The sequence below is a fragment of the Paenibacillus sp. 01T47 genome, assembly GCF_056398245.1.
Genome location: NZ_JBFTPA010000007.1, coordinates 239,733 through 253,521 on the forward strand (window position 1 = coordinate 239,733; position 13,789 = coordinate 253,521).

General features: G+C 44.4%; 11 protein-coding genes. 7 read left to right on the plus strand and 4 right to left on the minus strand.

The window, feature by feature from the left end:
* Nucleotides 1–55 precede the first annotated feature (55 nt).
* The gene (locus AC1DOV_RS16865; RefSeq protein ID WP_477550525.1) at nt 56–2,356 is read right to left on the minus strand and encodes a helix-turn-helix domain-containing protein; all 2,301 of its coding nucleotides are present in this window, start codon (nt 2,354–2,356) and stop codon (nt 56–58) included.
* A gap of 254 nt (nt 2,357–2,610) precedes the next feature.
* Between AC1DOV_RS16865 and AC1DOV_RS16870 the strand changes: the two genes are divergently transcribed.
* From AC1DOV_RS16870 to AC1DOV_RS16880, 3 genes are read left to right on the plus strand one after another with little or no spacing between them, the layout of a single operon-like run.
* The gene (locus tag AC1DOV_RS16870) at nt 2,611–3,555 is read left to right on the plus strand and encodes an ABC transporter permease (protein WP_477509529.1); all 945 of its coding nucleotides are present in this window, start codon (nt 2,611–2,613) and stop codon (nt 3,553–3,555) included.
* 18 nt (nt 3,556–3,573) lie between these two features.
* A complete protein-coding gene (locus AC1DOV_RS16875; protein ID WP_441878376.1) occupies nt 3,574–4,443 on the plus strand; it encodes a carbohydrate ABC transporter permease in 870 nt (289 codons plus the stop codon).
* A 54-nt stretch (nt 4,444–4,497) separates the two neighbouring features.
* A complete protein-coding gene (locus AC1DOV_RS16880) occupies nt 4,498–6,039 on the plus strand; it encodes an extracellular solute-binding protein (RefSeq protein ID WP_477550526.1) in 1,542 nt (513 codons plus the stop codon).
* 65 nt (nt 6,040–6,104) lie between these two features.
* Here the strand turns inward: AC1DOV_RS16880 and AC1DOV_RS16885 are convergent, their stop codons facing one another.
* Together AC1DOV_RS16885 and AC1DOV_RS16890 are read right to left on the minus strand one after the other, a co-directional pair.
* Nucleotides 6,105–7,286, minus strand: coding sequence for an NAD(P)/FAD-dependent oxidoreductase (locus tag AC1DOV_RS16885; protein WP_441878380.1), 1,182 nt, complete (start codon nt 7,284–7,286; stop codon nt 6,105–6,107).
* A 36-nt stretch (nt 7,287–7,322) separates the two neighbouring features.
* A complete protein-coding gene (locus AC1DOV_RS16890; protein ID WP_054025638.1) occupies nt 7,323–7,763 on the minus strand; it encodes a DUF1641 domain-containing protein in 441 nt (146 codons plus the stop codon).
* A gap of 350 nt (nt 7,764–8,113) precedes the next feature.
* Between AC1DOV_RS16890 and AC1DOV_RS16895 the strand changes: the two genes are divergently transcribed.
* Both AC1DOV_RS16895 and AC1DOV_RS16900 read left to right on the plus strand, forming a co-directional pair.
* A complete protein-coding gene (locus AC1DOV_RS16895) occupies nt 8,114–8,437 on the plus strand; it encodes an MGMT family protein (protein ID WP_339205605.1) in 324 nt (107 codons plus the stop codon).
* A 133-nt stretch (nt 8,438–8,570) separates the two neighbouring features.
* A complete protein-coding gene (locus tag AC1DOV_RS16900) occupies nt 8,571–9,032 on the plus strand; it encodes a hypothetical protein (protein ID WP_441878385.1) in 462 nt (153 codons plus the stop codon).
* 187 nt (nt 9,033–9,219) lie between these two features.
* Here AC1DOV_RS16900 and AC1DOV_RS16905 read toward each other — a convergent pair whose 3' ends face one another.
* Complete coding sequence (locus AC1DOV_RS16905) at nt 9,220–11,502, minus strand: GDYXXLXY domain-containing protein (protein WP_477550586.1); 2,283 nt, start codon at nt 11,500–11,502, stop codon at nt 9,220–9,222.
* A 217-nt stretch (nt 11,503–11,719) separates the two neighbouring features.
* Between AC1DOV_RS16905 and AC1DOV_RS16910 the strand changes: the two genes are divergently transcribed.
* Both AC1DOV_RS16910 and AC1DOV_RS16915 read left to right on the plus strand, forming a co-directional pair.
* Nucleotides 11,720–13,168, plus strand: a complete 1,449-nt coding sequence (locus tag AC1DOV_RS16910; RefSeq protein WP_477550527.1) for a DEAD/DEAH box helicase — start codon at nt 11,720–11,722, stop codon at nt 13,166–13,168.
* 45 nt (nt 13,169–13,213) lie between these two features.
* Nucleotides 13,214–13,789, plus strand: a complete 576-nt coding sequence (locus AC1DOV_RS16915) for a class I SAM-dependent methyltransferase (RefSeq protein ID WP_477550528.1) — start codon at nt 13,214–13,216, stop codon at nt 13,787–13,789.

A 13,789-nucleotide genomic window follows, 5' to 3' on the forward strand; every position in this document is an offset into this window, starting at 1 on the left:
AAGGGCTGTTTGCAGGAAGGGTGTACCCTTCTCGTGCAAACAGCCCTTTTTGTGTTTATTTTGTATGTTGTTCGCGGTACTGGGCGGGGGAAATACCGTATGTTTTTTTGAACAGAGTGAAGAAATAGGTTGTGTTCAGCACGCCGACACTCTCGCTGATGACCGCAATGGAATCATTTGTTGTCGTAAGAAGCCGCGTAGCTTCCTCCAGCCGAATCTTCTTTAAATAATCATTAAACGACAGCTGCGTATGGCTGCGGAACAGCTTGCCGAGGTAGCCGGGAGATAACTGTACGGTCTCCGCTATCGTTTCAATGCCCAGATCAGACTCGTGATAATGTTTCTGCAAATAAGCGCAAACCGATTCAATCAACGTATCTGTTTTGGTCGTTTGCTTCTTGTCCATCATGAGGCCGATAAGGGTACAGAAATGACGAAGCAGCGAGTGAACCTCTTGAAGCGTTTCCTGCTTCTGCAATTGGTTAACCGTATCGTAGTATTCTTTGGAATATTCCTGCATAATGGGCAACGCGCCGTCAAAATCACGCAAAAGGGCGTTCAAAAGCTGATTTGCGCTGGAGATGGCCTGATAATAGCTCATCTCACCCAGCTGCTTCATAAATTGATCAAGTGCTTGATTGACCTTGTCATTATGGTTTAAACGAAGCTCCTCGCATAGCTTCTTCTCAGCTGCTGCAGGGTACACACTTGCTTGCTGCATGACCTTAACAACCATAGCTTCATGAATAATAGCCTGATGTCCGTAGAAGAAACGATACTTGGCGTATTCCTGCGCCGATTCAAAGGAACGATCAATTTCATATTTGTCATTAACCGTTTCGCCTAGGCTGAATGTAACCGTAAATTTGAAATAGCTGTAGATGACTTCTTGAATTTCGCCAAGGGTTAACAAGATATGCTCGGGCACGGATGGCGAATCCAGAAACAATAAAATGGCCAGAGTTTGCTCATCGACAACGATCGTCTCGTTTTTCGCGTGTTTCTGAAGCAGCTCATTCGTAATATTGCTGACAGAGAAGCGGAAAAGTCCCTGTTTCGTCTGATTGTTATGCTGTGCAAACTCCGTAAACCGATCAATTTGCGCGACGATAACGACATAATTCGAGCTGGTAAAATGCTCATTAATCGCGGATTGGATCATATGTGTCGCCGATAAGTCATGCAGCGTTCCATGCAATAAATGTTGAAGATAGGTTTTCTTTAGCACCGGCAGCGACTGCTTCTGCTCCAATTCAACCATATTCGCTTGATCAATGACGTTGGAGAAGGCCTCTGAGAGCAGTGCAAATTCATTTTGATTTTGCTCAGTGAGCGGTTTTTTGTTGCCCGTGACTTCATGCACTTTCTTAATTAGACGGCCAAGCGGATTATAGAGCTTATTTGTGGCAAAGAAAGCCGTTAATGCACCAAGCGCAATAATGACCATAGCAATCAAGCCGGTAAAGGTTCGCAATACGGAAATATCCGAAATAAGCAGTCGGTAAGGCTTAACACTGACAAAATACCAATTAAGCTGGTTTGATTTCACAAAGGTGACCAGCTGTTTCGATCCGTTCACTTTAGCCTTGAAATGTCCGGCATTCATGGACGAATTCAGAATGCGTTCGATATGGGACATCGATGCGAAGCTTTGCATGAATTGGTTCGCATCGGTATGGGATAATACAAGCCCGTCTGCATTCATGACAAATACATCATCATTAGCACTGCTAATCGCTTTGATCGTATTCAATATATACTGCTCATCCACATGGATGGTGATAGCTCCTTTGTATGCAGAAGTAAGCGCATAGTTTGGACGCAAAATCGCAGTGAGTACATGCTCCGGCTTGCTTGTGCTTGGGGCGTTTGGCATACGCAGCTGGTTTGCGAACAGCTCCATATACTGCAAGTGATCGATATCCGTAATTCGCTCCTTCTCCAAATCATTTAACACATAGGTTGTCCCCGCCGTGTTCAAATACCGCTTCGTATGATCGTTATAAATGCCAATGTATTTAATGAACGGATAAGTGGACTGGATATCCAGAAGAATATCCATCGCGTCACGATCCTGTACATAATCATGCTCTTTATTCATCAGTACGGTGATAATGCGATTATTGCTTAACAAATGGTTGCCTATCGTTTCAATTTGCTCATGAACGATGCTGGAGGTATAGCTCGTTTGCTGCAGCATGGAAATGACGTTTTTGCTGATCGTCTCTTCCGTTTTGGAAGCAAAGAAAAAGTATAAGGTGCTGCTGACAGCTAGAACAGCGAGTGCGACGAGTAGGATGTAATAAATCAACATCTTGCGGTAAACGGAATAATTAAATAATTGCTTCCATTTCATCGGGCCTGTCTCCTTACTCCGTTAATAAATGAATCGCTTACATCTTTTATTTAGAAAACTTTAAAATACATCCTTCTTTAATGCAACGTTCTTTCGCTGTATTTGCAAAAATTGAAGGTTTAACTGATTTTTATAGTCCCAAAAAGCCTTGATTTTAAAGGGTTTATCAAGATTTTAACTATTCAGCGACACTTGCCGCGGCGCATACTGAAATCACCGAAAACAAACAAATCATCATGAAGGGAGATGCTGCTGTGAGCAAGGCTAAAGGTCAACGGCAAAAGCGATACACTTTTTTTACCGACATTAAGCGGAACAAGGTTTCATATTTGCTCGTCTTGCCGGCGATGCTTTACACATTCGTATACGGTTATATGACGCTGCCTTATATGGTTATCGCTTTTCAAAAGTTTAATTATACAAAGGGCATCTTCGAGAGCGATTGGGTAGGATGGAAAAACTTCGAGTTTTTCTTCAACTCAACGGCTGCTGCGATGGTCACTTGGAACACGATTAAGCTGAACTTTTTATCTATTTTATTTGGGACGATTGTCGCGCTGGCATTCTCTATTCTACTGAATGAAATTCGCTCACGCGTATTTAAGCGAGTATCGCAGTCGACGCTGTTGTTCCCGCATTTCTTATCGTGGATTATCGTCAGCTACATCGTCTACAGCTTGTTTGCAACCGAGCATGGCCTTATCAATAACATGCTGGAGACGTTTGGTTTTGATCCGCACAATTGGTATTCCGATCCTAAGCCATGGACATGGATTTTGGTCGGGCTCAGCATCTGGAAAGAGACAGGCATGTCCGCGGTCATCTATTTAGCAGCGATTACTGCAATTGATGACTCCTTGTATGAGGCTGCAAAAATCGACGGAGCCAATCGCTGGCAGCAAATTAAATCCATTACGATTCCAATGTTGATGCCGACGGTATCAATTCTAACGCTGCTTGCGATCGGCAAAATCTTTTACTCCGATTTCGGAATGATCTACGCCATTATCGGCGACAATGGGATGCTTTATTCGACAACGGATGTTATCGATACGTATACGTTCCGAACGCTTCGTACATCGGGCAATCCTGCGATCGCCATGGCTATTGGATTGTATCAATCCGTCGTTGGATTTGTGCTTGTTCTATCTGCCAACTGGATTGTGAAGAAATTCAATAAAGATAGCGCGATGTTCTAAGGAAAGGAGGGAATGTGCTTGAAAAAAATAGATGTATTTCAAATCGTTAATACGATTTTTGTATTGTTGTTCGCACTGCTTTGTACGCTTCCCATCCTGCTCGTTCTCATCGTGTCTTTCTCGGATGAGGAGTCTATCCTAAGAAAAGGCTACAGCTTTATACCGGATCACTTTTCACTAGAAGCCTACAAATCGGTATTCGGCAGTAATGATCAGCTGCTACAAAGCTATGGGGTTTCCATCGGCGTAACGGTTATTGGTACTTTAGCGGCAGTCGTCATCACAGGAATGGCCGGTTATATGCTTGCCAATCGACAGGTTCGTTACCGCAATCCAATTGCGTTGTTTTTCTTCATCACGATGCTCTTTAACGCAGGCCTTGTGCCTTGGTACATGATGAATGACCTTTTAGGATTCAAAAACAATCTGCTTGCCCTTATCGTACCGACGCTAATATTCAGTCCCTTTAATTTGTTTCTCGTTCGCAATTTCATGCAGGAGCTGCCTGAAGCTCTACTAGAGAGCGCAAGAATTGACGGAGCTAGCGATGCTTATATCGCGTTTCGCATCGTATTTCCATTATCGTTGCCCGTTCTCGCTACGGTAGCACTATTTTACGGATTAGGTTATTGGAACAATTGGTTCAACGCGATCATGCTGGTCGACAAAGAAAGCTTGTACCCTTTGCAATATTTATTGTATAAGCTGCAATCCGAGATCAATATGGTGAACCAGATGCAGGGCTTGGTCACTTCCAACATAACGATTCCAACCGAGTCATTCAAAATGGCGGTAGCTATCATAACCATTGGTCCTATCGTACTGCTTTACCCGTTCCTGCAGCGCTTTATTATCAAGGGTCTTATCGTTGGAGCAGTCAAAGGATAGATATGTCGCCTTAGGGCCATATATAATTAAAGATTCAGAGAGGGGTTAATCAAGATGAACAACAGGAAGATGCGCTTTGTTCCGGCAAGCTTGGTTATTGTTATGATGCTCGTTCTTATGATGGCTTGCAGTAATGCGGGAGACAAAGCGGGTTCGAATGGCAACGCCAGTGGAAACGATGGGGATAACGCTGCAGTATTGCCGCTGAAATACGTGATTCCGGGTACAGCCAAACCTCATACCGATGAGGTTGTCCAAAAAGTAAATGAAAAGCTGAAGGCTGACGGTGTTAACGTTAAGCTGGAAATAAATTTTATCCCTTGGGATGCTTGGGATCAGAAAACCAACCTAATGCTAAGCACAGGTGACGAGTTTGACATGCTGCATGTTATGGAGAACAGCTCCGTGCCGACTGGCTCCTATGTTGGGCGAGGCGCGCTTCAGCCGCTGGATGAGCTCATTGACAAGTATGGTCCAGAGCTGAAAAAAATCATTCCTGACTACGCATGGGATGCCGCAAAGATCGATGGTAAAATCTATTCCGTTCCGGCTGTATGGCGCTATGAGACCTCAGGCAGCGGTGAGATGGGCACGCTTGGCTTCCGCCAAGATTTGCTCGATAAAGCAGGCATGCCTTTCCCGAAAACGTCGGACGAGCTTATCGCAACGGCTGAGAAGATGCAGCAAGCTTCCGACAAGAAATTATATATTCAAACGGAAACGGATGTTACACCAGTATTTTTACACCGTACGTACGATTCATGGCCGTTTTTTGTAGATTACCGCGAACAAATCATTAAGGTCGATCAAGCGGGCAATATAAGCTCGTGGCTCGAGAGTGAAGAATTCAAAAAGGATGCAGAGTTTTTCCGCCAGCTGTATGAGAAAAAGCTGATTAACCCTGATATTTTGACGTATAAGAAGGAAGAGCGCGACAAAGCCATGACACTGGGCGATTTTATTTACAGCACGAATGGCGCTTTGTACTCTTCGATCGCAATTGCAAGAAATAATCCAGAAGCAAAAATAGGAGAAAACTATTTGTCTGCCGAGAAACCGCTGCTTCAATACTTGGCATTCGGAAATACAAATGCAGTTCCAATTACATCGAAGCACCCAGAAGCAGCTATTATGTTCTTGAACTGGCTGTACAGCAATAAGGATAACCATAACCTGTTCCTATATGGGGAAGAAGGCACGCACTACAAAGCGGTAGGCGAGCGTACGGCAGAATTTATTCGTGACGCGAATGATGAATCGTATTATTTTGATTCGTGGATGATCGGCAACATTAACTACATGTTGTTTGATGTGAAAACGCCGGAAGATTATTTGAAAATGCAAACGACAGAGCCTTCGAATCCAGTTGAATTCTCACCTGTTCTTGGTTTCCGCCTAAATACGGAGCCGATTGCTGTTGAATATGCGAATGTGCTATCCGAAGTGAAATCGAAGATCATTCCAATTAAAATGGGCGTGGTATCCTACGATAAATACTTCCCGGCAGCTCTTCAAAGCTTAAAGGCTGCTGGTCTTGATAAGGTCGTCGCTGAATATCAGAAGCAATTTAAAGAATGGCAGGCATTGCAGAAGTAAGGTTAGCTGATGGATATAACAAAAAGAAGGAGGGCTGCTGCCCTCCTTCTTCTTGTTTGTGTATATTAGTAAGCTAGTGCGAACAAACCGTGAATATGCGACAGGTAACGAACGTTACTTGCTTCCTTCATAAGGGAAGCAGGCAAGCCCTTAAGCTGAGTCGCGTTGCCGCCGATTGTGCCCACGCCATCTTTACGGCCAAGGCTGCCCAGTGTTCCGGAGAATACAGGTACAAACTTATCCATAACGCCGCCTTTGATTTGAACCGCTAGGTTGTAGCCTACCGTTTCGCCCATTTGCCAAGCAAGCTGAGCTGTTGGAGGGTAAGGACGTTCGCTGCCTTCTGGGAATACAACTGCGCAGTCGCCAGCAAGGAATACATCAGCGTGTGAAGTTGATTGAAGCGTTGGTGTAACAAGTGAACGACCACGGTCTTCTGCAAGACCGCTGCTGCCGACAACTGGATTACCTTTAACGCCGCCAGTCCAAATGATTGTGCTGGATTCAATCGTACGACCGTCTTTAAGCGATACGGAGCTTTTTGTCGCTTCTGTAATCGCTACGCTAGTGATGAAGTTAACGCCACGTTTCTCAAGGCTTGTTACAGCGCGATCGATCAATACTTTCGGGAAGATTGGCAGAACGGCAGGGCCGGCTTCTACGCAATACAGCGAAATATCATTAAAGTCGATGCCTTTGCTGCGGCAAATCTCAGGAAGTCTGTCAGCGAATTCGCCAACAAGCTCAACGCCAGTCAAGCCGCCGCCGCCAACAACGATTGTTGCGTCAGCTTTGTTGCCTGATTTTTTGTAAGCGTCAAGACGATCTTCAACATGCTTGCGGATTTTGTTAGCATCAGCAACGGATTTAAGAACAAGACTGTTCTCTTCCAATCCTGGAATGCCGAAGTAGTTCGTTTCACTTCCAAGTGCTACAACAAGAGTGTCGTACTTTTGCACTTGTCCGCTTTCAAGAACCACTTGCTTCTCGTTAGGTTTAATTTCTTTAACCGAGTCAACGATGATGTTAACTTGTTTGTCGCCTAGAAGCTTGCTAAGCGGTAGAGCAACTGCTTGCTCAGCAATTGTGTCCCCAGCAAGTCTGTGCAGCTCAGTAATGATTTGGTGAGTTGGAAAACGGTTTACGATTGTGATGCTAGCTTCTGCTGCAGTCAAGTGTTGTCGTGCTGTTAGAGCAGTAAGAAGACCGCCATAACCGCCACCAAGAATTAGTATTTGCTTCGACATGTTCATCCTCCGTTCGTTCTATACGTATTCGGTGTATTATACTTTATCGTTTTTGCGTTCAGACAAAACACTTAGGAAAGCTTGCGCGAAACGAAGCGTTTTTTGAACTTCCGGATCTTTAAGCATTTTCAACATAGCGAATAGGCCAACAGAAGAGTTAGCCGCTTCTTGCGAGCGCTCGCCAGCTTCAATAGCTGCTGTTGCGATACCTTTTGCTTTCTCTTGAACCGGTTTAACGAATTCACCGATACCTTGAGCGAAATCGTTGATCAACACTTTGTCTGTAGCGATGTTTTGTGCAAAATCATAAGCTTTGGTCATTAGAGTAACCATTTCAGCTAATTTCGGCAGGCTGTCCACGAGTACAGTTAGAGACTCTTGAACCTCCGGCTTCATCAATTGATCAAGTACATCCAACGTTTGTTTTTCTTCGACGAGGCTAGCTGCAACCTCTTGTCCAGCAGATGGTTGTGACATAATAGAATGTCCTCCTTTACGTAAATTTGAAAGTAAGTTGTAGTCTCAATTGTGTCAGCCGCTAAAGTTAAAAATGCATCCTGAAAGTTTGTTACACTTTTCACATAGTTAATCGAAAAATGTTTATGTGTACGTAACAGTCTTATTTCTGCATGAGGCAGAAGGATGTGAATGCGCGTATGACGTAATCGGATTAAACCCTTTGTTTCTATTCTACATCGTTTTCACCAAAAGTTAAAAAGAAATTTATTGCTTTCGGTAAAAAGATTTGGAATATTGCTGACATGAAGCGCAATTCAGTTATGATAATAAAAAACAATGATTAAAAACATACATAAAGGAGTTCTAATATGCAGCCCTATACGCAAAGAGTTGTATCCATCATTAAGGCGATTCCGGAAGGCACCGTAATGACGTATGGTCAAGTAGCAGAACTGGCTGGCAATCGCAGGGGGGCAAGGCAGGTTGTCCGAGTTCTGCATTCGATGAGCGGCATTTATAATCTTCCCTGGCACAGAGTTGTTAATGCAAAAGGGGAGATATCGATTCAAGAGGAGGAAGCTCGTTACATGCAGATCTTTTATTTAAAAGAGGAAGGTGTTGCAGCGAGCGAGGACGGGCGAATTGATTTGGAAAAATACCGCTACAATCCGGAAAGAGAAGAAGAAAGATGACCTTGCCCGGATGAAAATTATGCTTCTTCGCGGTTAAGCGGCTGCGATTAACTTTTTCTAATGAGGCCCCATTTGAAACCCCGTATCCGAACCTTTATTATGGTATAGACCATTCGGAAGGGAGAGAAAGAACATGACAACAGAAATTACACCGGGAAACGTTAGAAACTTCACAGTTTCCACCGAAATCTTTTATAACCAAAGCTTGGATATTTATTCGCAAATGATTTATATCGTACTCAGCTCAAGCACGGCGGATTCCGCATCGCTCACCTTAGACGAGGTTGCCAAAAAAGGCCGTATGACGACAAAACTTGCAATAAAAGCGATGCAAGCCTTAGTTGACGAGCAGCTAATCCCACATAAATTGTTCCGTAAAATGATCGGTGAATTCCAGGATGATCGCTTATCTTGGGCAGCCAAAGGGCTGCTCACGTATTGCAAGGAGCATAAAAACATTACATTGCCTGAGCTCTTAGCACTATCAGATCAATCTGGCGAGGATGAGGTCAGCATTCGGAAGGCATTGATGGAGCTGGAGAGAAACGGTTATTTAGAGGAATTTACGGAATTGAACAAATTGATGCACGGATAATCGAAAGAATATGCAAAAAAGCCATCAACGTCCTCAGCAAACGGAAGCAGCGTTGTTGGGCACATATAAGCTAAGTAGAAGCAAATGAAATATTTCCTTCTATTTTGAAAGAAGCAGGACCTTCACAGCTGTTGCGCTGTATAGGTCCTGCTTCTTTTTTTGTTTAGTGGCGATCAATTATACAGCACTATTCTTTCGTTAATTTCTCTAGTATAGCGTCGCCTTTTGTTCCAACCATTACATACGCGAAGCGGGCATTTTGCTCCGTTTCCAGCCCAGTGCCTTCGGGTACAAAATAAGATTCTATGCCGTACTGGATGTTTCTCCAGCCGCTAGTGGAACCGTTAATAATGATTTCCTTGTCAGCTAAAGGCTCGCCTTTTTTATATAAACGATCCAAGTTGTATACGCCGCCCGCACCTTGTTGAAGCACGACCTTAATTCGGCTGTTGCTTGGACGCCTTTCCAGTTCCTGAGCGATGTGATCTGGTGGTGCCGAAATATTGTATTGGAGCGCTACATAATCGCCTTGCAAAATGGATCGTGGATCAAGCGGCACGATGGCCAGCTTAATCGGAGTGCCGCTCGAGAGCAATATTTCGCTTACTGCGGCATGGTAACCGACATAACCGAGCTGCAGCACTACAACGATAGCAATGAGAGCGGGGCTTCTACGCAGCAATCGGCTGAATGAGTCCGCTTGTTCAGACACTGCTGCGCGTGTTCTGTAGGCGTAAATATAAGTAGCTGCTATGATAATCACGCCAAGCAGAGCGAGTGTAATCGACTTGTGCAATAACGTCCAGAACAAGTCGTAATATTTGAACGCAAGGAAAATGAACCAGAATACGAAGCTTATGGCTGCTTCAAGGGCTTGGCTGCGCCTAACAAATAGAAAGGCTGCGATCGTAACTACAATGAAATTCAATATATTAAATAGCTCATATGAGTAAGGGAAAATGTTATCCATAAAGGTTAGCCAAAATAGAAGGAGCAGAGTAAAGAACCAACCGCATTCTCTTACATGAATCTTGAAGGGGCCTTCCCTAAGAAGATGGTGACTAGCATAAATGACTGCATTGAGCGACGTCACAATGAACACGATGAAGGAAGCCGCATTATGAACAGATCCAAATAACTGAAACAGAAGAATAGCGACATTTATATTCAGTAAGGTATAGATAAAGAAATGCGGTACCCTTCCTTGCCATTTGAACCATCCGACAAGTAGTACCGCTATGAAAAAAATAGATAAGGCTGAAGTATCAATCCAAGCGGTAGAGATAAGTCCAGCTATATATCCAATCGTAAGCACGGTGTAGCGTACAGCCGTATTTAAGCGAGTCAGCAGCAGTGTTGGAATAATAAACAGCAGTGACACTACAAATAAAATATTTTCGGGCGGGATTTCACCAGCGGCTAATAGTACTAAGCCTACTAAGGAGATACTGCCAATCAAAACACCGATTACGGTAACGATTGTGAATGCGATTTTGCCAACAAGAGTGCTCTTATGTTCTTCTGATGGATGGGATGCTTGGTCATCTCGTTCATTAGAGCTTGACTGATGCTTGCCGAGCTTGTTTAAGTAACGGAAGAAAAAGACGTTGGCTGTGAGTAATAAAGCGACAAAGAGGAGTCCGAATATAAAAAACAAGGTGGAATAATGCTCGGACATCAGCTCGAAATATTTAAATACAGCGAAAGCGGAAGCAGCCAGCGCGTTAAGGGTTAGCATGATTTTGTCCAGACGCACTTGGGTGAAATAATAAAATCCGAACGCGATTGCCGCAGCGCTTGCGACGTTCATCCATGCGCCATAATGTTCGTATAGATCGGAACTTGTCAAGACGAGCAAAGAAATATGAAAGGTAATAAAGCTAATATATTTAAGCGGCGCTGATGTGAGACGTTTGGCTTCTATTAATGCGAATAGAATAAGATTGATAAGCGCAAATAACCAGCCAATCAGCAAAATTTCTTGGTCGCTATGGACGATAGAATACGCGCTTGGGAAAAAGTATTGCCACAGGGTTAGATGAACGAGTAAATAGGCAAGGATATAAAAAGGATTAAAGCGGGTAATGAACGCGAGCAGCAGGGCAGGAATGGACCAAACGAGAAACAGCTCATAGGTGTCCGCATGTGAATTATATATTTGATTTAGAAGGGCAACCGCCACGCCAAACGCGACACAGCCGCCGACTAGAAAAGTAACAGACAAAAAATAGTGATGCCCAAGCATTATTTTCATTTTGGAAAAGACGAAAGCAGCGCCATAGAATAACACCATGATGCCGGCAGACGTGAGAATTTTATCGGCGCGGACTAGGCCGCCCCAGTTCGCCGCGAAGAAATAGATGATGGAAGCAAGCAGAAGTGAAACGCCCATTAGAAATCCAACACGCGCAACATTTAATCGAAGCATAGCACTCACAAGCCTTTCTAGTTGATCTGGCTTTATTATAATGACCCAATCTAAAGTGAACTAGTACTCACTTTTTGTAGTACTGCCTTGCTTAGAGCGAAGCAAGCTCTTATACGTTATAACCCGATTTAGCGGTTGATCTAACAAATAAATTTTGAAAGCTGGGCTGTACAAAGGTTTATGAATCAAATGGGCCGTTATTATGCTATTCTTAAGGTTACGAAAGATTTAACTACTAAAGTGCGGAAGAGGTCTATAGATGAGTGAAATAAAGTTTGCGGATTATGCGTTAAGCCAAGAAATCGATCGAGCGTTGGAGAGCCTGTCCTACGAAACGCCAACGGAGGTGCAGCGCGAGGTTATTCCGGTTGCGCTTGAGCAAAAGGATTTGGTCGTTAAATCACAAACGGGCAGCGGTAAGACAGCAGCCTACGGTATTCCGTTATGCGAGCTGGTTGATTGGAACGAAAACAAACCTCAGGTGCTTGTGCTGACACCAACGAGGGAGCTGGCACTGCAAGTCAACGAGGACATTACCAATATCGGCCGCTTCAAGCGGATCAAATCGATGGCTGTCTACGGTAAAGCGCCTTTCCATATCCAAAGAGCCGAGCTTAAGCAAAGAACGCATATGGTCGTAGGGACGCCTGGACGCGTACATGATCATATTGAGCGTGGAACACTTCCCATCGAACGAATCAAATATTTAGTCATCGACGAAGCGGACGAAATGCTGAACATGGGCTTTATCGAGCAGGTACAAGCTATTATTCAGCAGCTGCCTACGGATCGAGTGACAATGCTGTTCTCTGCAACGTTCCCTGAGGATGTAGCTAAGCTAGCGCATAGATATATGAACACTCCTGTACAAGTAGAGATCAAGGCAGAGGGACTTACGACTGCTACGATTGAGCACTCGGTTATTGAGGTGAAGGAAGCAGACAAGTTTAAGCTGCTCCAAGACGTGATGATCGTCGAAAATCCGGACAGCTGTATTATTTTTTGCCGGACACAGGAGAACGTGGATCAAGTGTTCAGACAAATGGCGGAGCTCGAATATCCGTGCGACCGCATCCATGGCGGCATGGAGCAGGATGAGCGTTTTGAAGTAATGAATGCGTTCCGCAGAGGGCAATTCCGTTATTTGGTTGCAACGGATGTAGCAGCACGAGGCATTGATATTACGAATATTACGCATGTCATCAACTTCGATATTCCGCTGGAGAAGGAAAGTTATGTTCATCGTACGGGCAGAACGGGACGGGCTGGCAAAACGGGTAAAGCGATCACCTTCGCAGCATCTAAGGATGCAAGGCGCCTAGCTGAGATAGAGGGCTACATCGGATTTAGCATTAACAAAGCGAAGGCGCCATCAGAAGAAGCGGTTGACCTTCGCAGAGAAGATTTTGAACAGAAGCTCAATATCGGTCCCGTTCTCAAAAAAGACAAGCGCGAGCAGCTGAACAAGCAGATTATGAAGCTTAACTTTAACGGCGGCAAGAAAAAGAAGCTTAGAGCAGTCGATTTTGTCGGAACCATTGCCAAAATAGAAGGCGTGTCCGCAGAAGATATTGGTATTATTACGATTTTGGATAATGTTACCGATGTTGAAATTTTGAATGGCAAAGGCTCGCTAGTGCTGGAGGTAATGCGAAATACGACAGTGAAGGGCAAGCAGCTGAAGGTTCGCAGAGGGAATAAGTCGTAACTAAAAGAGCGGATTCACACTTAGGGAAATAAATCGGAATCCTCCATGAAACAAGATAGGGAGATCATCGTGGAAAGCTTCATCTATCAGAATGTTTTGATGGTCGTGGCAGCTATCGTGCTGATTGCTTTGCTGTCCATCGTGTATGTAAGCTGGCGGAACGGCATTTCGCCTATGCCTTCCTCAGCGCCGTTGCGGCGGGTTGTAGTTGATGAGATCAGACGGCTGCAAAGCCGCGGCGTTATGGTGGAGGCGGGCTCTGGCTGGGGTACGCTCGCGCTTCAAGCGGGGAGAACCAGCAGAAACCTGCGGATCATTGGAATCGAAAATTCAGTTATCCCCATGTGGATATCTTTTATGGCTGCGAAACTCGAAAATCGGACGAATGTATCGTTCAAAAAGGGCGACTTGTACACATATTCGTACCGGGATGTGGATATGGTTGTGTGTTACCTCTATCCGGGTGCGATGCGGCGTTTAAGCCCCATTTTTCACGAGCAATTAAAGCCGGGTGCACATGTTATAAGCGTATGTTTTGCGCTGCCGAACTGGGAGCCTGAGCGTACTCTTATTTGCCGCGATATGTATCGGACGAAGGTTTATGTGTACAAAGTAAAGTAA